This is a genomic window from Ferrovibrio sp., assembly GCF_964218355.1.
Classification (GTDB): domain Bacteria; phylum Pseudomonadota; class Alphaproteobacteria; order Ferrovibrionales; family Ferrovibrionaceae; genus Ferrovibrio.
On sequence record NZ_CAXPMC010000020.1, the window covers coordinates 86,176 to 106,260 of the forward strand.

Sequence of the window (20,085 nt, forward strand, 5' to 3'; positions counted from 1 at the left end):
CGCAATAAGACGAAACGGTGCGCAGCGGTCAGAAACGGTCAGCAGCGGTCACGGCTGGTCACCAGCGGTCAGGAACGGTCACCAGCGGTCACCAGCGTCCGTAACGGTCAGAAACGGTCCGCAGCGGTCACCAGCGGTCCGGACTGGCGCAGCCCTGGCGCGGGAGTCCGGGCGGGGACAGGCCGCGCCGGAGCGGCTAGGCTGCCGGCATGACCACCGATTCCACCGATGCCGGCACCCCGGATGACGGCGCCCCGGATGACGGCGCCCCGGATGACGGCGACAGCCGTCCGCAGCGCATCCACGTCACCGGGCGGATCGCGCTCGATCCGCGCGAGATTGCCTTCAGCTTCATCCGTGCCTCCGGGCCGGGCGGGCAGAATGTCAACAAGGTCGCCACCGCCGTGCAGCTGCGCTTCGACGTGCGCCGCTCGCCGGCCCTGCCCGATGCGGTGCGGATGCGGCTGGAGACCCTGGCCGGCAGCCGGCTGACCCGCGAGGGCGTGCTGGTGCTGACCGCCCAGCAGCATCGCAGCCAGGAGCGCAACCGCCAGGATGCGCTCGACCGGCTGCTGGCGCTCATCCGGCAGGCGGCCGCGGTGCCGAAGACCCGGCGGCCGACGCGGCCGACGCTGGGCTCGAAGAAGCGCCGGCTGGAGGCGAAGGGGCAGCGCAGCGCGACCAAGAACCTGCGCCGGGTGCGGCAGGGCGATGAATAGGCGCGACCGGCGGGGTGCGGGCCGTTTTCCCGCCATAATCGGCCGGCAGGCTGGCCGCCATCGTCCTTCCTGCGAGTCCCGCCCGACCATGTTGCCAGGTTTTTCCGCTGCCGGCCTTGCGGCCGTTCTGCTCCTCTCCGTCCAGCTGCCCGCCCGCGCCGCGGACAACAGTGGGGCGCCTGCCAGTGAGATGCCGGCCAGTGAGACGCCGGGCGACAAGGCGCCGGTGGTCAGGGCCGGCAGGACCGAGCCCGAGCAGGTCGGCATCTTCAGCTTCGTGCTGGAGAACGACCTCTTCTACGATACCGACCGCCGCTACACCAACGGCGTGCGGCTGACCTACCTGACGCCGAAGGGCGGCGAGCCGGCCTGGCTGCGCGATGCCTTCCTGGCCCTGCCGATGTTCAACGCCACCAGCGACATCCGCGTCGAATACGGGCTGGGCCAGAACATGTACACGGCCTCCGACAAGCTGCAGGCCGATCCGCCGGCCAACGACCGGCCCTATGCCGGCTGGCTCTATGGCTCGGTCGGCGTGATCGCCAGCACCGACAAGGGCAATGGCAGCCGGGTGCTCGACCAGCTGCAGGTCAGCCTCGGCGTGGTCGGCCCGGCCGCGCTGGCGCATGAGACCCAGGATTTCATCCACGGCATCATCGAATCACCGAAGGCGCAGGGCTGGGACACCCAGCTGAAGAACGAGCCGGCGCTGCAGCTGACCTACCAGCGCAGCTGGCAGTCGGCGCCCTTCACGCTGCCGGCCGGCTTCGCGCTGGATGCCACGCCCCATGCAGGCGCGGCTTTGGGCAACGTCTTCACCTTCGCCAATGCCGGCGCCATGCTGCGCTTCGGCCAGAACCTGCCGGTGGATTACGGTTCGGCGCGGGTGCAGCCCAGCCTGCCGGGCTCCGGCTATTTCCAGCCGGTCGAGACTTTCGGCTGGTATCTCTTCGCCGGCCTCGACGGCCGCGCGGTGGCGCGCAACATCTTCCTCGACGGCAACAGCTTCGCCGACAGCCGCAGCGTCGACAGGCGCATCGTTGTCGGCGATGTCGCGTTCGGCATCGCCGTCATCGTGCAGGATGTGCGCTTCGCCTATACCCATGTGCTGCGCACCAGGGAATACGAGACCCAGGACGAGGCCGACCAGTTCGGCGTGTTCAGCGTGTCGTTCCGCTTCTGAGCGCCGCTCAGAGCGGGAAGAAGACCGTGTCGATTTCCTCGCTGGCGACGGCGCTGCCATCGGGCAGGTGGTCGCCCTGCTGGTACAGGGTGATGCCCAGCATCTGGAAGATGCGGCCGTCGCCGTCGGCCAGCGGCAGGCAGATCCGCTCGCCGACCCCGCTGTCGCCAAGGGCGGCAAAGACCCGGCCGGCCGCCCACATGATCGACGGCTCCTCGCAGACCCGGCGGTAATAGCGCTGCACGATCGGCAGGGCATCCGGCGGCATGATCGCCGCCAGCGGCTGTCCGGGCAGGGCGTCGGGCAGCCGGCGGCGGATTTCCTCGCCGGCCAGCCGCAGCACCAGGTCGCGCGGGCCCGGCAGATAGTCATACAGGAAGACATGCGGCAGCAGCTGCGGGAACAGGAAGATGTCGAGATCCTGCCGGCGCGGCACGGGGCGGCCGCCGCGCTGGGCATGCCAGTGCGCAACGAAGTCGCGCAGCACGGAGGCATGGATGTTCTGCAGGATCGGCTGGATGTCTGACACGGTCGCGGGCTTCGGGCAGGGCAGCCCCAATCCTCGCGATAATTGCGGCCGGCGCAAGCCGGCCGCCGCGGATTGCGCGGATTATTCGGCCGCCTGGCGCAGGGGCGGCAGGCTGGCGGCGAAGCCGCTGAGCGTGCGGCCGAGGCTCTCGCCCTCGGGATCGGCGAGCGCGGCGGTGCGCGCCTGCACCAGGGCATCGGCGGCGGCGGCCGGTGCGATGCGGCTGTCCAGCGCCGGACGGATGATCTGGTCGCGGATGCGCTCGTAATTACCGGCACCGCGCCTGAAGGTGTCGCCATAGCCCTTGATCAGGCGGGCGCAGTCGGCGATCTCGCGGGCCAGGGCGGAATCCAGCTTCGCCGCCCGCCGGATGCTGCCGAGCCAGTCCTCGATGCGCGCCTGTTCTTCGGCATAGCGGAAGCTGCGGGGCCGCCATGGCCGCAGCCCGGCCAGCAGCCGGAAGCGCAGCCAGCCGCCGATGCGGTTGCTGCGCACGGTCATGCCGAAATACACGCGGTCGAGCCAGCCGCGCCGGGCGCTGAAGCCGATCAGCGGCCGGGCGAGGAAACCGGGCAGCAGCGAGGCGATTTCCTCGATGCCGGGCTTGACGTAATCCGCGACCAGATAGGGCTGGCCGGGCCCGACCCGCTGTTCGCGCTCGATGGCGGCGAAGCGCTCCGGCTTCAGCTTCAGCTGGGCGACGCGGATCACGTCCTCGAAGCTCATGCGCAGCGCCAGATGCCGGGCCACCTCGGCGGTCAGCGCATCGTCGCCGAGGACCGCGACTGTCTCCAGCCGGTCGAGATAGAGGCCGGCATAGGCGAGGTCCTGGTAATCGGCCAGGCGTTTCACCCCTTCGGCCGCATGACGGCGGGCCGCATCCGGCAGGGCGGCGATGCGGCCGGGCAGCAGCGATCCGGCGCTCGCGGCCGTCTGGCTGGCGCTTTCGTCGCGGGCGGCGATCTCGCCGCGGCCATGGGACAGCCCGAAGCGGAAGCCGGCGAGGTTGCTGTCGACCGCCTTGCCATCGGCGCGGATGCCGGCCTCGAAGGCATCGGGCGGCAGGGGCAGGGCGCCGGCCCCGGCCAGCGCGCCGAGCAGCACGGCATTCAGGATGCTGCCGGCATCTTTCGCGGCCTGGTCCATGTCGAACAAGATGCTGGCCCGGGCGAAATCCCTGGCGGCGCGGAACAGGCGGCCGGTATCGTAGCGGCCGTCGCCCATGGCGCTGCGTTCGGCAATGGCAAACACGCGGTGGGTGGAGGCGATCAGCAGGGTGCGGTCCGGCGTCACGAAGCCGTTGGCGATGGCGCGCCCGGCTTCGACGAACTCGCTGGCGATCATCACGTCGACCTGCCCCGGCGCCGGATTCAGCGACATCACCGGCCGCTGCTTCGTCTGCTCGGGCCAGATCTCGATATAGTAGGTGGTGGCGCCGGTGCGCTGGGCGACGCCGGGAATCGAGGTGGCCTGCACGGGAAAGCCGGCACGCTGGGCGGCGCCGGTGATCCAGCCGGTCAGCACGCCGCCGCCTTCGCCGCCCATGGCGGCAATCAGGATGCAGATCGGACGCGACACGCTCATCGGACTTACTCTCCGGCCGCCGGCTGCGGCTGGGTGGCCGCACGGCCGCCAAGCCGGGCGATCACCGCGCGGTGCAGGCGGTCGCTGAACCGGTCCCACCAGCCGGGATTGTGGACGATCTCGGTTTTGTAGAAGGAGGGACACAGCACGGCGGCATGGGCGACCTCGCCGCAATGGCCGCAGCCGACGCAGCCGGAATTCACGCTGGCGACCGGATCGGTGCGCAGCGGATCGGGGTTCGGCTTGATGGTCAGCGAGGGGCAGCCCGACAGGCGGATGCAGGAATGATCGCCGGTGCAGACGGCGTCGTCGATGCCGAAACGGGTGCGCACGACGCGGTCGCCGGATTTCAGCGCTTTGGCTTCGGTCACCCGCAGGCGGCGCTGGCGGGCCAGCTGGCATTCGCCGTCGGCGATGATCACCTTCAGACCCTGCTCGGCGGTGGTGATCGCCGTGCGCAGGGCCTTCACCATCTCCGGCAGGCTGTAGCTGCGGATGCGTTTCACCCAGCGCACCCCCAGCGCCTTCACCGTGGTCTCGATATCCGAGCCGCCGGGCTGGTGATCGACGCGGTTGCCGCTGGATGAAGGCAGATACTGCACCCCGGTGGCGGAGGTATAGCCGTTCTGCATCACCATCAGCACACCGTCGCCCCGGTTGAACATCGAGGAGGCGACACCCGACAGCACGCCGTTATGCCAGAAGCCGCCATCGCCCATCACGGCGAGGGGGCGCTTCTCCGACAGCGGGCCGACACCGGCCATCGAGGCCAGCGACATGCCGTAGCCGAGGATCGAGTTGCCGGTGCTGAACGGGGCGAAGGTGGCCAGGGCATGGCAGCCGATATCGGCGGCGATATGCAGCTTTCCGGTCTGGCGCTCGACCAGCTTGATGGCTGTGAAGACCGGCCGCTCCGGGCAGCCGGTGCAGAAGGTGGGCGGCCGCAGCGGCAGGTCCGGCCCGATCAGGGCCTGGGCGGCCCTGCGGCTGTCCTGCATGGTCGAGAAGGCGGTGCGCGGTGCCGCGATGTCGATCTGCGGCTGCTCGGCGGCGATGAATTCCAGCAGGCCGCGGGTCAGAACCTCGATCGTGTATTCGCCGGCCGCCGGCAGCATGCCCTTGCCATGTACCCGGGTGTTGATGTCGGCGCGGCGCAGGGTGGCATGCAGGGCCTGCTCGATGTAGTCGGGGTTGCCTTCCTCGACCATCAGGACGGCCCGCTTGCCGGCGCAGAATGCGGTCAGCTGTTCCGGCACCAGCGGCCAGGTGACGTTGAGGACCAGCATCGGCACCCGGCTGTTGCCGAAGGCATCGCTGAGCCCGAGATTCATCAGGGCACGGTTGAGCGCATTGTACAGCCCGCCCTGCACGATGATGCCGACATCCGCCAGATCACCGGGCATGACTTCGTTCAGGTGGTTCTCGACAATGAATTTCCGTGCCGCGGGCAGGCGCTGTTCCAGCTTCAGCTTTTCCTGTGCGAAGGTGGCCGGCGGATGCGCCAGGCGGTCGTAATTGAAGCGGGCCGGCTGTTCGACGCGGCGGTTGCGGGAAACCGTGGCCGGAATGTTGTCGCTGGCCGGGAATTCGCCGGTGACATGGCAGGCGCGGATGCGCAGTTCCAGCATGACCGGCGTGTTGGAAGCCTCCGACAGGGCGAAGCCTTTCTCGACGCTGCGCACGATGGTGGGCAGATCCGGCCGCGGATCCAGCAGCCACATCGACGATTTCATCGCATAGGCATGGCTGCGCTCCTGGATCACGCTGGCGCCTTCGCCGTAATCCTCGCCGATCACGATCAGGGCACCGCCGATCACGCCGGGAGAGGCGAGATTGCTGAGTGCATCGGAGGCGACATTGGTGCCGACGATGGATTTCCAGGTGACGCAGCCACGGGCGGGATAGTTGATCGAGGCGCCGAGCAGCGCGGCCGCCGAGGCCTCGTTGGTGCAGGTCTCCAGATGGATGCCGAGATCGTCGAGGATGTCCTGCGACTGCACCAGCACGTCGATCAGGTGCGAGACCGGCGCACCTTGGTAGCCGCCGACATAGGAGACGCCCGATTGCAGCAGCGCCTTGGTGACGGCGAGAATGCCTTCGCCGTGAAAGGTGTCGCCGGCGCCAAGGCGCAGCGCTTCAATCTCTTTCGCGAAAGAGCGTTCCATACTCTGTTCCTCCCACTGCGGGGAGTCTCGCACCGGCCCCGGACAGCGTCAAGAATTAGTTGGAACTCAAACGAAACTGTATGGACTTCCATGGGGAGCCGCTGTTAGTCTGGCCCGCCTAACAACAGGGCGGTCCATATCCAACGAGGCTGCCCGGATCCGGAGGAAACATCATGGCCCTGATGAAACGTCACCTTTTTGCCTGTGCGGCTGCCGCGCTCGGCGTGGTCGCCGCTGCCGCCGCACCGGCCCCGTCTGCCTCGGCGGCCGACATCACCCTGCGCCTGGCCCACTGGCTGCCGCCGCAGCATCCGCTGCATCCGGCCTGGCAGGCCTGGGGTGCCGATCTCGAGAAGGCGAGCGGTGGCAGCCTGAAGGTGCAGATTTTCCCGGCCCAGCAGCTCGGCGCCGCCAAGGATCACTATGACATGGCGCGCGACGGCGTTGCCGACCTGACCTATGTCAATCCGGGCTACACGCCGGGCCGTTTTCCGGTGATTGCCGGCAGCGAACTGCCGTTCCTGTTCTCCAACGGCAAGAGCGGCTCCGCAGCCATTGACAGCTGGTACCGCAAGTATGCCCCGAAGGAGATGGCGGATGTGAAGGTCTGCATGGCTTTCGTGCACGAGCCCGGCACCTTCCATTCCAAGGTGAAAATCTCCAAGCCGGATGACGTGAAAGGCCTGAAGATACGCGCCGCCAACTCGACCGTGGCGCGGCTGGTGACCATGGCAGGCGGCACCAACGTGCAGGTCTCGGCGCCGGAGGCGCGCGAGGCGCTGGAACGCGGCGTGGCCGATGCCATCACCTTCCCGTGGGACAGCCTGTTCATCTTCGGCATCGACAAGGTCGTGAAGTATCACACCACGGTGCCGCTCTATATTTCCAACTTCGTGCTGGCGATGAACAAGGCCACCTACGCGAAGATGACCGACGCCCAGAAGAAGGTGATGGATGCCCATTGCACCTCCGAATGGTCGGAAAAGATCAACACCACCTGGTCCGACCGCGAGGCCGCCGGGCAGGCCAAGATGCTGGGGCTGGCCGGACATGAGGGCGTGAAGCCGGGCGATGCCGACATGGCGGCCTGGCGCAAGCTGGCCGACGAGATGACCAATGCCTGGTACGAGGATGCCAAGAAGGCGGGTGTCGACGGCAAGGCCGCCCTGGCCGAGCTGAAGGCCGAGCTGAAGAAGCGCAACGCGGCATTCTGACCGGTATTCCGGCGGAGCGGGGGCGGCAGCCATGCGGCGGTCGCCCCCGCCTGCATTCCGGGTTAGGCTGCGGGCGGGAATCGGCGGTCGGGGAGGGGCGCCATGGATCGCTTCATCGACAAGGTTGAACTGGTGGCCGGGCTGCTGCTCGGGGCCATCGCGCTGCTGACCTTTTCGGCGGTGATGGCGCGCTGGCTGTTCAATTACGGCATTCCCGATGCCTTCGACGTGTCGCGCCTGCTGCTGGGCACGGCGATGTTCTGGGGCATCGCCTCGGCCGGTTTCCGCAACCGGCATATCCAGGTCGACGGTTTCTGGGAGATCAGCCCGCCGCTGGGGCGGCGCCTGATCGATCTTTTTGCCACCGCAATCACCTTCGGCTTCTTCGCCCTGCTGGCCTGGATGCTGTATGGCAAGGTGGTCAGCGTGCTGGCCAGTTCGGAGCAGACCTTCGATCTGCGCCTGCCAGTCTGGCCGTTCTATGCGCTGGCGGCGCTCGGCATCCTGCTGGCTGCCGTGCTGCTGGGGCTGCGGCTGTTTCGTCTTGTGATCGCCCGGGGGCGCTGACGTGGATCAGGATTTCGTTGCCGTCGCCGGCTTTGTCGCATTGTTTGCCATGATGGTCCTGCGCGTGCCTGTGGGCGTGGCCATGGGCATTGTCGGCGTTTCCGGCTTTGCGGTGCTGGCCGCTTTCAATCCGGCGCTGAACCTGCTGGCGCAGTCGCCGATCCGCACCGTCACCTCCTACGAGCTGGCGGTGATCCCGATGTTCATCCTGATGGGCAGTTTCGCCACCGCCGCCGGCATGAGCCGCGAACTGTTCCGTGCCAGCGAGGCGTGGCTGGGGCATCGCCGCGGCGGCCTGGCCATGGCGACGGTGGCGGCCTGCGCCGGCTTTGCCGCCATCAACGGCTCGTCGGTGGCCACTGCGGCAACGATGACCAATGTGGCGCTGCCGGAAATGCGCCGCTTCGGCTACAGCGCCAGCCTGTCGACTGGCGTGATCGCCGCCGGCGGCACGCTCGGCATCATGATTCCGCCCTCGGTGGTCTTTGCGCTGTATGGAATCCTGACCGAGCAGGACATATCCAAGCTGTTCATCGCCGGTATCGGCCCGGGCCTGCTGGCCGTGGCGCTGTATATGCTGGTGATCCAGGCGATCGGCGCGCTGCGGCCCGCCCTGATGCCGCGCGGCGCGCGGACGCCATGGCGCGAGCGGCTGGCCAGCCTGCGCGACATCTGGGCTACCATGACGCTGTTTGTCGCCATCATCGGCGGCATGTATGGCGGCGTGTTCACCGCCACCGAGGCGGCCGGCTGCGGCGCGGTCGGTGCATTGCTGATCGGCATCCTGCGCGGGCGGCTCGACTGGGGCAAAATCCGCGGCTGCCTGATCGAGAGCGTGCGGACCTCGGCGGCGATCTTCACCATCGTGATCGGCGCCTTCCTGTTCGGCTATTTCCTGGTGATCACCCAGACACCGCAGAAGGTGAGCGACTTCCTCACCGCCCTGCCGATCGGACCCTATGGCGTGCTGGCGCTGATCCTGCTGATGTACCTGGTGCTGGGCGCGGTGATGGACGAAATGGCCATCATCCTTGTCACCGTGCCGATCATCTTTCCGGTGATGATGCAGCTTGGCTTCGATCCGATCTGGTTCGGCGTGATCGTGGTGATGCAGACCACGCTGGGGATGGTGACACCGCCGATCGGCATCAACGTTTTCGTGATCAACTCGATAGCGCGGGATGTCAGCCTGGGGCAGATATACAGAGGCGTGGCGCCGTTCATCCTGATCGATGTCGTTCGCATGATCCTGCTGGTGGCATTCCCGGCCATCGCCCTGTTTTTGCCCGGCCAGATGAACTAGGGCACAGACGCTGATGGCTCCACGCATGGCAGCGAAGAAACCACTTTCCGGCGCCGCCGCCGAAGCCCCCGTGGCCCCCGTCGCCGTCGTGCAGGCGGGGGGCGGTGGCGAGCCGCGGGTCGACCGTGGCCCGCTGCCCGGCTTCTACGGCTACAACCTGCGCATCGCCCAGACGGCGGTGTTCGACCATTTTGCCCGCACCGTCGGCCATATCGATGGCGAGGACATTTCGCCCGGGCGTTTCAGCCTGCTGGCCCTGCTGGGGGCCAATCCGGGCATCAACCAGACCGAGCTGAGCCGGGCGGTGGGGCTGGACAAGTCGACCCTGACGCCGGCGCTCGACCAGCTGGTACGCAAGGGCATCGTGCTGCGCGCCCGCACCGCGAATGACCGGCGCACCTATGCCCTGTCGCTCAGTCCGAAGGGCCGGGCCCTGCTGGACCGCCTGATGGCGCGGGTGCTGAGTCATGAAGAGGCCATCGTTGCCATGCTGAGCGCCGGCGAGCGGGCCACCCTGCTGCGGCTGCTGAAAAAGATAGCAGGCGGCCTGCGGGGCGCAGATCCCGGCTGACCGGGCGGACCGCTCACCGGCACGTGAAGGCGGTTTCCCTTGCCGCGGCTCCGGTTTTCAGAGAGCATCACCGCAATCCGGATACCGAAAATCACGGCGCCCGGCGGATCGTACGCGCGCCGCCGGCAAGCCGGACACCGCCGCCGCGACGAGGGATGTTCATGCCGGTCCTGTACCGTGCCGTATTGCTTGCCATGCTGCTGCTGGGGATTCCGGCCGTCCCCGCCATCGCCCAGACGGCAGGCGCGCTGTCCGGCCCCGATACCCGGGAGCTGGTGCAGGCAGACCTGATTGCCGAACCGGCCGCGGTCACGCCCGGCCAGCCTTTCTGGGTCGGCGTCCGGCTGCGCATGAAGGAACACTGGCATACCTACTGGCGCAATCCCGGCGATTCCGGCCTGGCCAGCGCGGTCGACTGGCGGCTGCCGGAAGGCTTTGCCGCAGGACCGATTGTCTGGCCGGCGCCGCAGCGCCTGCCGGTCGCGCATCTGGTCAATTTCGGTTACGAGGGCGAAACCCTCCTGCTGACCGAGATCGTGCCGCCGGCCGCCGCCATCTCCGCAACATCGGTATCCATCGGTGGCACGCTCAGTTTCCTCGTCTGCGAGACGATCTGCATTCCCGGCGAGGCGGAACTGGCACTGACTCTGCCGGTGGCGCCGCCGGGGCAGGCCGCGGCCGAACCGGCATCCCAAGCGACCTTTGCCGTGGCGCGCGCGGCGCTGCCGCAGCCCGCGCCATGGCCGGTTACGGTCGAGGCCGGCAAAGAGGTGGTCATGCTGCAGGTCGCGGCGGCCGGCCTGCGGGCCGATGCCATCCGCACGGCCTTTTTCTTTCCGCATGCCGAGACCCTGATCGATCACGCCGCCCCGCAGGCACTGACGGTGGACGGGAATGGCCTGACCCTGCGCATGACGCCGAGCCGTTATGGCGACGGCAAACCGGCCGCCACCGGTGGCGTGCTGGCCGTGGAGGAGGATATCGGCGGCCGCATCGTTCGCCATGCCTTTGCCGTGGCCGGCGACGGCGCGGCAGCCGCTGGCGCGGTGCCCGCCGCCGCGCAGGCACTGGCATCGGCATCGACGCCGGCCCCGGTTCCGGCTCCGGTCCCGGCCGGCGGCCTTGCCGCGATCCTGCAGGCGATGCTGTTCGCCTTCCTCGGCGGCATCGTGCTGAACCTGATGCCCTGCGTGTTTCCGGTGCTCTCGATCAAGGTGCTGGCGCTGGTGGCCCATTCCGGCGAGAGCCGCGCCCGCATCCGCCTGCACGGCCTGAGCTACACCGCCGGGGTGCTGGCGATGTTCCTGCTGCTGGCCGGCATCCTGCTGGCAGTGCGGGCGGCCGGGGCGCAGGTCGGCTGGGGTTACCAGCTCCAGTCGCCGGTGGTGATCGCGCTGCTGGTCTTCCTGCTGTTTGCCATGGGACTGAACCTGTCCGGCGTCTACAGTTTCGGCGGCGGCCTGTCCGGGATCGGCGGCGGGCTTGCGCAGCGTGGCGGCCTGGCCGGCTCGTTCTTCACCGGCAGCCTTGCCACCGTGGTGGCGACGCCCTGCACGGCGCCGTTCATGGGGGCGGCCGTCGGCTTTGCCCTGACCCAGCCGGCGGCAACCGGCCTTGTCGTTTTCGCCAGCCTCGGCTTCGGCCTGGCCGCGCCGTTCCTGCTGCTGACCCTGGTGCCCGGCCTCGCCGCGCGCCTGCCCCGACCGGGCGGCTGGATGGAGGTGCTGCGGCAGCTGCTGGCGTTTCCGCTCTACGCGACGGTGGTCTGGCTGGTCTGGGTTCTGAGCCAGCAGACCGGGCCGGATGGCCTGCTGGCGGCCCTGGGCGGGCTGGTGCTGGTGGCGCTGGCGGCCTGGGCGCTGGGGCTGGCGCAGCAGCACGGGGGTCGTCCGGGCCCGCGGCGCTGGGCACAGGGGACCGCGCTGGCTGCACTGGCCGGCCTCGCAGGGCTGGCCATGCTGCTGGCCCAGGCGGCGCCGCGTAGTGCCGGTCCGGCCACCGCCGCCGCGCCGGCAGCGGCTGCTGCGGGTGCCGCCATTGCCTACAGCCCGGCGCGGCTCGATGCGCTGCTGGCCGAGGGTCGGCCGGTTTTCGTCAACATGACCGCGGCCTGGTGCATCACCTGCCTGGTCAATGAGCGCACGGCCCTGTCTGCCGACAGCGTGCAGGCCGCGCTGGCCGCCGGCAACATCGCGTATGTGAAGGGCGACTGGACCAACCGCGACCCGGCCATCACCGCGCTGCTGGAGCGCCATGGCCGCAGCGGCGTGCCGCTCTACCTGTTCTATGCCGGCGGCGGTGCGGCGCCGGTGGTGCTGCCGCAGATCCTGACGCCGGCCATCGTGCTGGAGCATATCGGCCGTGCCACCGCCGCTTTATCCCGCCAGAGTGCCTCCATCCCAACCCCAGCAGGGAGTGTGCGTCCATGACCATGATCGCCAGACGTTCGGTCCTCGCCGGCGCGCTGCTTGGCAGCGCCGCCATGTTCGCCACCGGCCTCGTGCTGTCCGACAGCGTTGCGGCAGGCCTGCAGCCCGGTGCGTCGGCGCCGGATTTCACCGCCATCGACAGCAACGGCCGCACCGTGTCGCTGGCCGGGCTGAAGGGCAAGACCGTGGTGCTGGAATGGACCAACCATGAATGCCCCTTCGTGCGGAAGCATTACAGCTCGGACAACATGCAGGCACTGCAGAAGAAATGGACCGGCCAGGGCGTGGTCTGGCTGTCGGTGATCTCGTCGGCGCCGGGCGAGCAGGGCAGCGTGACGCCGGCACAGGCCAACCAGCTGACCGCCGAGCGCGGCGCCGCGCCGACCGCGGTGCTGATGGATCCGAAAGGGCAGATCGGCCGCGCCTATGGCGCCCAGGTCACGCCGCATATGTACATCATCAGGCCGGACGGGCAGCTGGCCTATATGGGCGGCATTGACGACAAGCCTTCGGCGCGGACGGCCGACATCGCCACGGCGAAAAACTTCGTCGATGCGGCGCTGACCGAGCTGGCCGCCGGCAAGGCGGTCAGCGCCACCAGCGCGCGGCCCTATGGCTGCACGGTGAAATACGCCGACCCGACGGGCTGAACGGTCAGCCGGCCGGCCGCGCCATCACGGGGTGGCCGGCGATTTCCAGGATCAGCTTGCGGCGGATCGCCTCGCGGAAGGCGTCGAAGCTGCGTGCCGGCACGATGAAGGCGCCGGGGCCGCCGATCACCTCGCGGGCATAGTATTCGTCGATATCCGGTTCCATATGCAGGATCGGCAGGCCGTTGATGGTGATGCCGAGTGCCATGGCCTCGGCGCGGTCGGCGTCCGGCGCGGGACCGACATTGGTGCGGCCGTCCCCCGAGACATCGATCACCCGCCGCACGGCCAGGAACGGCCGGCCTTCGGTCTGCAGGTCGCCCAGCAGCAGGCGGCCCTGCCGGATGGCCCCGGCGGGCGAGGTGCCGCCGCCATAGATGCCGCGTCCCGCCTGCTGCATCTGGCCGGCAAAGGCGGCGATGTCGGCATCGCCTTTCAGCAGGGTCCACGGGATGACCTGGGTCTGCAGGCTGTAGCCCGACCACTGGATATAGCAGACTGCGATGCCGCCATGGATGCCGCTGCGGATCGCCTTGATCACGTCGGGCGACCGGAAGGCATCGGCATAGCCCTGCTGCTGCAGCATGTAGAAATCCGGGCTGACGCTGCCTGAACAATCCGCCGCCAGCACGAGGGCGAGGTCGACGTCCGGTGCTCTGGCCAGCAAAGGTGGGGCGAGGCCCGCGGCTGCCGCAAAACCGGCCATGCCCGCCAGCAGCTGGCGGCGGTCGGGTGAAGCGGCTGTGCATCGGGCAGTCATCGCGGCGGTTACCCCTGCGACTCGGCCAACACGCGGCAAGCATACCACAGCCATTCCGCCCCGACCGGGAATGCGTGACCGGGGCCCGGGGCGGCAGATGTCACAGCAGAGGAAATAGGCCGCCGGCCGACGGTGACCAGAGCGGCCGGGCCGGCAGACCGTCAGCCGGCCGGCCCGGGAAAGCTGGCAGCTTCGATCTTGTTGCCGTCTGGATCGAGGATGAAGGCGGCGAAATAGGTTGTCATGGCTGCCTGACGTGGCCCCGGGGCGCCGTCGCTGCGACCGCCATGCTGCAGGGCCCGATCATGGAAGGCGGATACGGCGTCGGCATCGGCTGCCCGCAAGCAGACATGTGCGCCGGTTCCTTCCACTGCGGGAATCATCTGCGGTCGCAGATTCAGCCAGAACTCCGGATAACGCTTGCCGTAACCGATGGTGGCTGGACGTTCGGCCAGCCGCGTCAGTCCCAGCGGCGCCAGCACGGCATCATAGAAACGGCTGCTGACGGCAAGGTCCCGCACCGCAATGGAGATATGGTCGATCACTCCGCCATCCCTTTCACCGCTGCTGCCGGGCCCGTCATTCCGATGTCAGCCGCGGAACACCACGGTACGATGGCCATTCAGGAAGATGCGGTGCTCGACATGGTATTTCACCGCCCGGGCCAGCACGAGACTTTCGATGTCGCGGCCGACTGCGGCCAGCTGGTCGGGCGACAGGGCATGGTCGACCCGGCCGGTTTCCTGCTCGATGATCGGGCCCTCGTCGAGATCCTCGGTCACGTAATGCGCGGTGGCGCCGATCAGCTTGACACCGCGGGCATGGGCCTGCTGGTAGGGGCGGGCGCCCTTGAAGCTGGGCAGGAAGGAATGGTGGATATTGATGATGCGGCCGGGGAATTCGCGGCACAGGTCCGGCGACAGCACCTGCATGTAGCGCGCCAGCACGATCAGGTCGATGCGCTCCTGCACGATCAGGTCGCGCAGCATTGCTTCCTGCCGTGTCTTGCTGGACGCGGTGACCGGCCAGTGATGATAGGCGATGTCATGGGCCGCAGCACGCTGATACCAGTCGCGATGGTTGGACACGATGGCCGGAATCTCGATCGGCAGCGCACCGATCGAATAGCGGTAGAGGAGGTCGTTCAGGCAGTGGCCGAATTTCGACACCATGACCAGAACCCGGGCGCGGGCGGCTTCGTCATGGATCGCCCAGGTCATGGCAAACCGGGCGGCCACGCTGCCGAAAGCTTCGCGGACGCCTGCCGCAGTGCGGGTGCCGTCGAGATCCTCGAAGCTGACCCGCATGAAGAACAGGCCGGTCTCGGCATCGCCGAACTGGGCCGAGTCACGGATGTTGAAGCGCAGCTCGGCGAGAAAGCCGGACACGGCAGCGACAATGCCGGGGCGGTCGTGGCAGGACAGCGTCAGGATCATGCTCATGGGAATCGGTCTGTCTGGTTCAGGTATCGCGTGGGACGGGGCGTTTCTGGGGCGTGCTGCGCAGGGCCAGTGTGATGCGGCTGAACAAGGCGGCGCTGCGTACCGGTTTGACCAGCAGGCTGGGGACATCCAGTTTCTGCAGGCGGCTGAGCACACCGCCATCTGCGGCGGCGGTCATAGCCACGATCGGAATGGCGGTGCAGGCCAGATTCGGGTTGCCGCGGATGCTGCGGATCAGTGCGAATCCGTCATGGGGCGGCAGCGTCAGCTCGGTGATCAGCAGATCGATCGGCACCTCGGCGCGCTGCAGGATGTCATAGGTCTCGGTGCTGGTGGTGGTTTCGCGCACGTCGCCAAGCTGCAGCCGGGCCAGCATGCGCATCAGGCTGGTGCGGGCGGCTTCATCGGGATCGGCGAGCAGGATGCGGCGCAGGCGGATATCGACCGGCAGCCGCATGGCAGAGGAGGAAGAATGGGGAAACGAGGGCAAAGCGAGTCTGTATCTCTGAAACAGGGTTAACAAACAGTGTGGAGCGAGGGGATTCGGATTACAAGAATTGCCTCGCTTCCCGGCGGGGGCCAGCTTAATCTTCCCGGCAATATCAACAGATTCGCCCGGAATACAACGGACCATGATCAACCGCGGCCCCGATTATCTGCGCCAGATGGTGAACAAGGTGCTCGACGCGATGCTGCAGGGCGTGGTGGCCCAGGCCAAGAAGGGGCCGCTGACCCCCGAGCAGGTCGCGCGGCTGATCGAGGCCATGAAGAGCGCCCCCGATTACGATCATTTCTACCGGGCCTCGTATGCGGCACTGCTCAAACTCGACGAGGACGATCAGAAGCGCGGCGCCCGGATCAATGCCTTCGGCCGTCTGCTGGTGCACCCGCTGGATACCCTGTTTGCCGAGAACAAGCTGGATCGCCGCCTGATCGGCAACTTCTTCTTCTTCGTGCGTTCGCTGTTCGGCGATGAGGTCGATGCCATGGCCGAAGAGGCCGCCGCGATTGCCGACACCCTGCGCGAGGCAGACGGCAATCTGGAATGGCCACGGTTCTATGCCGATACCAGGGTCAAGCAAATCTACTTCCGGGTGATTGTGCGGCTGATGCGGGCTTTCCGCAGCTTCGATGCGCGCCGCGACTGGACGATGAAGGTGATGCAGCACGACCCGACTGCGGTCGGCCTGTCGTCGACGGTGTATATCGAGCGGCCCTTCGAGGGACAGCCGCTGCCCTTCGGTGACCGGGAGTTCTACCTGTTTTTCTCAGGTCTGGTGCGGCCGCTGGTCAAGCTGTCGGTCGAGGATGCCAAGCTGTTCCAGGAAACGACCGGTGAGAAGGCCCTGCATGTGGCCGGGAATTTCCTCGAACGGCTGGACGAATACCGCCCCAAGGTGGCCTGACGGCAGGAGTCGCCGGCTTCAGTTGGAATTCGCCGGCTCGCGGTGATCCAGCTTGGAGGCGAACTGTTCGAACAGTTCGCTGACGCAGCGGGCGACGGTGCGCTGGTGGTTGTCGTTCAGCTGATCCGCGGCGCGCATGCACATATCGGCGAATTTGCGGGCCAGCACCACGGCATCGCGATTGCTCTCCTGCCGGATGTCGTCGAACACCGTGGCGATGAAGTCGCGGGTCTGGCTGCCTTCGTGATGGGTCACCGGGCGTTCGCCCATCAGTGAATCCAGCATGGCGTTGAAGGTCTGCGAGGTGTCGATGGCAATGCTGGCAAGGATCTTTTCGATCCGCTCGTTGTCCTTCGGCGTCACGGGCTTTTTGTGTGCCTGCGGGCGCCGCTCGGCGGTCTCGCTGTCAGGCTGGCTCGGCTTGGGGTTCGAACGGGTCCACATGGCAGGTCACTCGCTGTAGTACTGCCGCCATTCTGCGGCAGCCGGTGATCAGTTCACGACTTCGCGGGAGGCACGGATCAGGTTGTCGATATGCCAGCCCTGGAACAGGCGGATGCCAGCAGCCATGCCGGCTTTCAGCGCCTCTTCGGTCTCGCAGCGGGCCATGATGACGCGGTTTGCATCGGCGTCGGCGATCCGGCTGGCAATGTCCTTTGCCGTCCATTCATCGTGGCGGTCGCGGAAATAGAACAGCTTGATGAAGTCCGCCTTGAGTTCCTTGCGCCCGAACAAGGCGAGCAGGTCGGGCGTGATGCCGTCCAGCAGCAGCCGGTAGCCGGAATTGTGCAGGAACTCGCAGGCCAGCAGGTATTCGCCGTAATCCCAGAACACATCATAGCGCTGCAGTTCGATGATGATCTGTTCCTTCTTCACGATATTGCCGATGCGGCTGTCGAAATCGCGGAAGGTGTCGCTGAGGATCGTGCTGACGTTGAGGTTGATGCTGAACGGTCCGCTGTTGCGGCTGACATAGCCGTCCAGCAGCGAGCGGAAAACGCGCGTGTCCAGCGTGCGGGTCAGGTGATGGAACAGCGAGCGGGCGCCGCGCAGGTTGACGTTCGGCGCGATGGCCTGGCGTAGTTCGTTCACGCCGACGAAGATTTCCTGGAAGATCGGTTTCGGCGGCTGGTTGCCGAAACAGACGGCGACCGGCTGCCGTTTCATGAAAGTCGAGACATCGGCCTTCTTGAGAATGTCGTCGATCTGCTGCAGCGCACCAGGGGTCAGCGGGGCGCCTTCGCCCTGGCCGGCGGCCGTGCCGGCCTTGGCCAGCAGGCGCTTGCGGCGCTCGGTGAAGGTCCGGAACCGCTGCTGCAGGCCGTCCATCCAGTCCTGCATCTCGTCCAGCTGGCTGTCGAAACGGTACCAGCGGACGGCATTCTCCGCCTCTTCAGGGGTCAGCCCGATGGCGATGTTGTTGCGGGTCAGGATGTCGTCGATCTCGAGGACCAGCTTCTCGAAGGTCTGGTCGAAGAAGCGTTCCGAAAGCCGCACGAACAGCACGATCGAATAATCGTGCAGCGTGTAGAACGTGCCCTCGTATTTGGACATGAGGGAACGGATCGAATGAACGACGATGTTGTAGCTCTCGCGGTTCCGTTCGAAGGTCTTGGGATTGACGAACTGGAGCACCGCCGCAAGACGACCACCGAAAATCTTCCCGCGCATCAGGCGGTCGAAATCGGTCAGCATCTTCTCGTCGTCGGTGGTAATCTGGTTCTGGTTTACTGCCTCGCTCATCGAAACGGTCGCTTTCTCCGGTAACGGTCATGGAGAGGGCGGCAACACGCCGATCTGTCGCTGTTATTTGGCCCCCGCGAGTATTCCACTATGGCAAATTACCCGCTGAGGCAAAAGCCATAAGACCCGATTACTAGCGAGCAGAGGATAAAATTTGCATTAACTGCAGGTATTTTTATGGTTACCTGGCCGTCAGGCCTCGTGCCGCCAGCATCGCCGGCGTGTCGTAATCCTGCAGAATCCCCGGATGATCGACGGCAACGTCGCAGATCCAGTCCGCATGCGGCATGAACAGGCTGCGGGCGCCGGCATCGCCGGCCAGCCGGCTCAGGTCCGGGAAGAACTGGGCTCCCCACAACACAGGGTTGCCGCGCTTGCCCTTGTGGGACGGCAGGCAGATGGCCCGGCCTTCGGTCGGGTTGAAGGCGGAAACCAGCTGCTCCAGCACGGCCGGCGGCACGTCCGGCATGTCGCCCAGACAGATCAGGGCGCCGTCGATATCACTGGGCAGGGCGGCCAGGCCGGTGCGCAGGGAACTGGCCATGCCCGATGCATAATCCGGATTATGTGCGACTGCGATGCGGTCGCGGTTGCCGGCGGCGGCGGCAACCGCCTCCGCCTGATGGCCGGTGACCAGCAGGACCGGGCGGTGATCCGTTTGCAGAGCATTATCGATCACATGGCGGATCAGCGGCCGGCCATCAAGTTCCGCCAGCAGTTTGTGGCTGTCGCCGAAACGGCTGGACAGACCGGCGGCAAGGACAAGGATGGCGATCCGCGGCCGGCTGGGCGGCCGGGCCGGTGTGGGGCGGTCGGCATTGTCGCGCGGCATCGGACGGCTGGGAATCTCCTTCAGCAGGCCGCCGAGGCCCATGCCCATGATGTCACGCGGCGTCACGTCGAGCCCGGCACAGAGACGCTGCAGCACCCAGTCGAAGCCGTTCAGCTTGGGCGAGCGCGCGCAACCCGGCACGCCGATCACCGGCACCTCGCCATGGCGGCCCAGCACCAGCAGGTTGCCCGGATCGACCGGCATGCCGAAATACGCGACCGTGCCGCCCGCAGCGACCAGACCGGCCGGCACCACATCGCCGCGATCGACGGTGGCCGATGCGCCGAAAACCAGGATCGGCGCGCAGCCGGCCGCTTTCAGGTCGCGAATCGCGGCCGCTATCGCCGGCTCCTCATGGGGCACGGTGCGGCTGGCCGCGATGCGGCTGCCCAGCCGGCCGAGGCGGATGGCGACGGCCTGTTCGGTCTTGGCCAGCACGCTGTCCTTCGTTTTGGCCACCCGGGTCAGCACGAGGCCGACCGCACAGGGCCGGAAAGGCGCGATCCGCACCAGCGGCCCGCCCTCGCGCAACAGGGCCTCGCCCTGCGCGATCACCGTCTTCGGCGCGGCAAATGGGATGATCTTCACCGTGGCCAGCATCTGCCCCGGTTCGACGATGTCGTGGTTTGCCAGGGTGGCCACGGTCAGGGCCTCGTCCAGGGCATTGAGCGCGGTCAGCCTGGCCGCATCGACCACGACCAGGCCGGCGGTTTCGGCATAGAGATTGGCGCGGCCGGTGAAGGCGGCGGCCGGCCGTGCGCCGGGACCGGCCGCGGTGGTGGCAATGCGGCGTGCGGCTTCGTCTTCCGGCAGGTCATCGTCATCGAGGCGGGCGATATGGATGCGGCTGTGACCGGCAGCCGCCAGTGCCGCAACGTCCTCGGCGCTGAGCAGCCGGCCCTTCCGGAAGCGTTCGTCGCCCACGGCGAGACTGTGGCCGAGTATACCGCCGGCGGCCTCCTGTACGGCAACGGGACCGAAGAACATG

General features: G+C 67.3%; 19 protein-coding genes. 9 read left to right on the plus strand and 10 right to left on the minus strand.

The genetic code is table 11. From position 1 onward, the window contains the following. Positions 1–209: 209 nt before the first annotated feature. Together arfB and ACEQZY_RS14510 are read left to right on the plus strand one after the other, a co-directional pair. Positions 210–719, plus strand: a complete 510-nt coding sequence (gene arfB / locus ACEQZY_RS14505) for an alternative ribosome rescue aminoacyl-tRNA hydrolase ArfB (RefSeq protein WP_370155411.1) — start codon at positions 210–212, stop codon at positions 717–719. 190 nt (positions 720–909) lie between these two features. Continuing rightward, on the plus strand, positions 910–1,902 hold the full coding sequence (locus ACEQZY_RS14510; protein ID WP_370155414.1) for a lipid A deacylase LpxR family protein: 993 nt from the start codon (positions 910–912) through the stop codon (positions 1,900–1,902). 7 nt (positions 1,903–1,909) lie between these two features. Here the strand turns inward: ACEQZY_RS14510 and ACEQZY_RS14515 are convergent, their stop codons facing one another. From ACEQZY_RS14515 to ACEQZY_RS14525, 3 genes are all read right to left on the minus strand, one after another. Beyond that, positions 1,910–2,431 carry a PAS domain-containing protein gene (locus ACEQZY_RS14515; RefSeq protein ID WP_341705551.1) on the minus strand — a complete coding sequence of 174 codons (522 nt, stop codon included), beginning with the start codon at positions 2,429–2,431 and terminating at the stop codon, positions 1,910–1,912. A gap of 81 nt (positions 2,432–2,512) precedes the next feature. Continuing rightward, positions 2,513–4,015 (minus strand): indolepyruvate oxidoreductase subunit beta family protein, encoded by a 1,503-nt coding sequence (locus ACEQZY_RS14520; protein WP_370155416.1) that lies wholly within the window; start codon positions 4,013–4,015, stop codon positions 2,513–2,515. Positions 4,016–4,020: 5 nt separating this feature from the next. Further along, on the minus strand, positions 4,021–6,180 hold the full coding sequence (locus tag ACEQZY_RS14525) for a thiamine pyrophosphate-dependent enzyme (RefSeq protein WP_370155418.1): 2,160 nt from the start codon (positions 6,178–6,180) through the stop codon (positions 4,021–4,023). Positions 6,181–6,353: 173 nt separating this feature from the next. Between ACEQZY_RS14525 and ACEQZY_RS14530 the strand changes: the two genes are divergently transcribed. From ACEQZY_RS14530 to ACEQZY_RS14555, 6 genes are all read left to right on the plus strand, one after another. After that, complete coding sequence (locus ACEQZY_RS14530) at positions 6,354–7,394, plus strand: TRAP transporter substrate-binding protein (protein ID WP_370155420.1); 1,041 nt, start codon at positions 6,354–6,356, stop codon at positions 7,392–7,394. A gap of 102 nt (positions 7,395–7,496) precedes the next feature. After that, positions 7,497–7,961 (plus strand): TRAP transporter small permease, encoded by a 465-nt coding sequence (locus tag ACEQZY_RS14535; RefSeq protein ID WP_341704898.1) that lies wholly within the window; start codon positions 7,497–7,499, stop codon positions 7,959–7,961. Position 7,962: 1 nt separating this feature from the next. Beyond that, positions 7,963–9,264: a TRAP transporter large permease gene (locus ACEQZY_RS14540; RefSeq protein WP_370155422.1), complete on the plus strand. Its 1,302-nt coding sequence runs from the start codon at positions 7,963–7,965 to the stop codon at positions 9,262–9,264. Between the two features lie 25 nt (positions 9,265–9,289). After that, positions 9,290–9,835, plus strand: a complete 546-nt coding sequence (locus ACEQZY_RS14545; RefSeq protein WP_370155425.1) for a MarR family winged helix-turn-helix transcriptional regulator — start codon at positions 9,290–9,292, stop codon at positions 9,833–9,835. Positions 9,836–9,996: 161 nt separating this feature from the next. Further along, entirely contained in the window at positions 9,997–12,264 is a 2,268-nt protein-coding gene (locus tag ACEQZY_RS14550) for a protein-disulfide reductase DsbD family protein (protein WP_370155427.1), read from the plus strand. Next, the gene (locus ACEQZY_RS14555; RefSeq protein WP_370155429.1) at positions 12,261–12,914 is read left to right on the plus strand and encodes a thioredoxin family protein; all 654 of its coding nucleotides are present in this window, start codon (positions 12,261–12,263) and stop codon (positions 12,912–12,914) included. Before ACEQZY_RS14550 ends, ACEQZY_RS14555 begins: the two co-directional genes overlap by 4 nt. A gap of 4 nt (positions 12,915–12,918) precedes the next feature. On the opposite strand, the gene ACEQZY_RS14560 is transcribed toward ACEQZY_RS14555, so the two are convergent. The 4 genes from ACEQZY_RS14560 to ACEQZY_RS14575 all read right to left on the minus strand — a co-directional run bounded on the left by ACEQZY_RS14560 (position 12,919) and on the right by ACEQZY_RS14575 (position 15,573). Next, entirely contained in the window at positions 12,919–13,674 is a 756-nt protein-coding gene (locus ACEQZY_RS14560) for a DUF1194 domain-containing protein (RefSeq protein WP_370155432.1), read from the minus strand. A 161-nt stretch (positions 13,675–13,835) separates the two neighbouring features. Beyond that, a complete protein-coding gene (locus ACEQZY_RS14565) occupies positions 13,836–14,219 on the minus strand; it encodes a VOC family protein (RefSeq protein ID WP_370155435.1) in 384 nt (127 codons plus the stop codon). A gap of 45 nt (positions 14,220–14,264) precedes the next feature. Next, positions 14,265–15,116, minus strand: a complete 852-nt coding sequence (gene purU / locus ACEQZY_RS14570) for a formyltetrahydrofolate deformylase (protein WP_341703896.1) — start codon at positions 15,114–15,116, stop codon at positions 14,265–14,267. A gap of 19 nt (positions 15,117–15,135) precedes the next feature. Next, positions 15,136–15,573, minus strand: coding sequence for a response regulator (locus tag ACEQZY_RS14575; RefSeq protein ID WP_341703895.1), 438 nt, complete (start codon positions 15,571–15,573; stop codon positions 15,136–15,138). Positions 15,574–15,748: 175 nt separating this feature from the next. On the opposite strand from ACEQZY_RS14575, the gene ACEQZY_RS14580 reads away from it, so the two are divergent. Next, the gene (locus ACEQZY_RS14580; protein WP_341703894.1) at positions 15,749–16,522 is read left to right on the plus strand and encodes a hypothetical protein; all 774 of its coding nucleotides are present in this window, start codon (positions 15,749–15,751) and stop codon (positions 16,520–16,522) included. Between the two features lie 18 nt (positions 16,523–16,540). On the opposite strand, the gene ACEQZY_RS14585 is transcribed toward ACEQZY_RS14580, so the two are convergent. From ACEQZY_RS14585 to ACEQZY_RS14595, 3 genes are all read right to left on the minus strand, one after another. After that, a complete protein-coding gene (locus ACEQZY_RS14585; protein WP_341703893.1) occupies positions 16,541–16,966 on the minus strand; it encodes a hypothetical protein in 426 nt (141 codons plus the stop codon). Positions 16,967–17,014: 48 nt separating this feature from the next. Then, complete coding sequence (locus ACEQZY_RS14590; protein WP_341703892.1) at positions 17,015–18,265, minus strand: EAL domain-containing protein; 1,251 nt, start codon at positions 18,263–18,265, stop codon at positions 17,015–17,017. 181 nt (positions 18,266–18,446) lie between these two features. Further along, on the minus strand, positions 18,447–20,084 hold the full coding sequence (locus ACEQZY_RS14595; protein ID WP_370155438.1) for an NTP transferase domain-containing protein: 1,638 nt from the start codon (positions 20,082–20,084) through the stop codon (positions 18,447–18,449). Position 20,085: the final 1 nt, after the last annotated feature.

Coding starts and splice junctions, on each gene's coding strand:
- arfB (WP_370155411.1), top strand. CDS start 210: ATGACCACCGATTCCACCGATGCCGGCACCCCGGATGACGGCGCCCCG.
- ACEQZY_RS14510 (WP_370155414.1), top strand. CDS start 910: ATGCCGGCCAGTGAGACGCCGGGCGACAAGGCGCCGGTGGTCAGGGCC.
- ACEQZY_RS14520 (WP_370155416.1), bottom strand. CDS start 4,015: ATGAGCGTGTCGCGTCCGATCTGCATCCTGATTGCCGCCATGGGCGGC.
- ACEQZY_RS14525 (WP_370155418.1), bottom strand. CDS start 6,180: ATGGAACGCTCTTTCGCGAAAGAGATTGAAGCGCTGCGCCTTGGCGCC.
- ACEQZY_RS14530 (WP_370155420.1), top strand. CDS start 6,354: ATGGCCCTGATGAAACGTCACCTTTTTGCCTGTGCGGCTGCCGCGCTC.
- ACEQZY_RS14535 (WP_341704898.1), top strand. CDS start 7,497: ATGGATCGCTTCATCGACAAGGTTGAACTGGTGGCCGGGCTGCTGCTC.
- ACEQZY_RS14545 (WP_370155425.1), top strand. CDS start 9,290: ATGGCAGCGAAGAAACCACTTTCCGGCGCCGCCGCCGAAGCCCCCGTG.
- ACEQZY_RS14550 (WP_370155427.1), top strand. CDS start 9,997: ATGCCGGTCCTGTACCGTGCCGTATTGCTTGCCATGCTGCTGCTGGGG.
- ACEQZY_RS14555 (WP_370155429.1), top strand. CDS start 12,261: ATGACCATGATCGCCAGACGTTCGGTCCTCGCCGGCGCGCTGCTTGGC.
- ACEQZY_RS14560 (WP_370155432.1), bottom strand. CDS start 13,674: ATGACTGCCCGATGCACAGCCGCTTCACCCGACCGCCGCCAGCTGCTG.
- purU (WP_341703896.1), bottom strand. CDS start 15,116: ATGAGCATGATCCTGACGCTGTCCTGCCACGACCGCCCCGGCATTGTC.
- ACEQZY_RS14575 (WP_341703895.1), bottom strand. CDS start 15,573: ATGCGGCTGCCGGTCGATATCCGCCTGCGCCGCATCCTGCTCGCCGAT.
- ACEQZY_RS14580 (WP_341703894.1), top strand. CDS start 15,749: ATGATCAACCGCGGCCCCGATTATCTGCGCCAGATGGTGAACAAGGTG.
- ACEQZY_RS14585 (WP_341703893.1), bottom strand. CDS start 16,966: ATGTGGACCCGTTCGAACCCCAAGCCGAGCCAGCCTGACAGCGAGACC.
- ACEQZY_RS14590 (WP_341703892.1), bottom strand. CDS start 18,265: ATGAGCGAGGCAGTAAACCAGAACCAGATTACCACCGACGACGAGAAG.
- ACEQZY_RS14595 (WP_370155438.1), bottom strand. CDS start 20,084: ATGTTCTTCGGTCCCGTTGCCGTACAGGAGGCCGCCGGCGGTATACTC.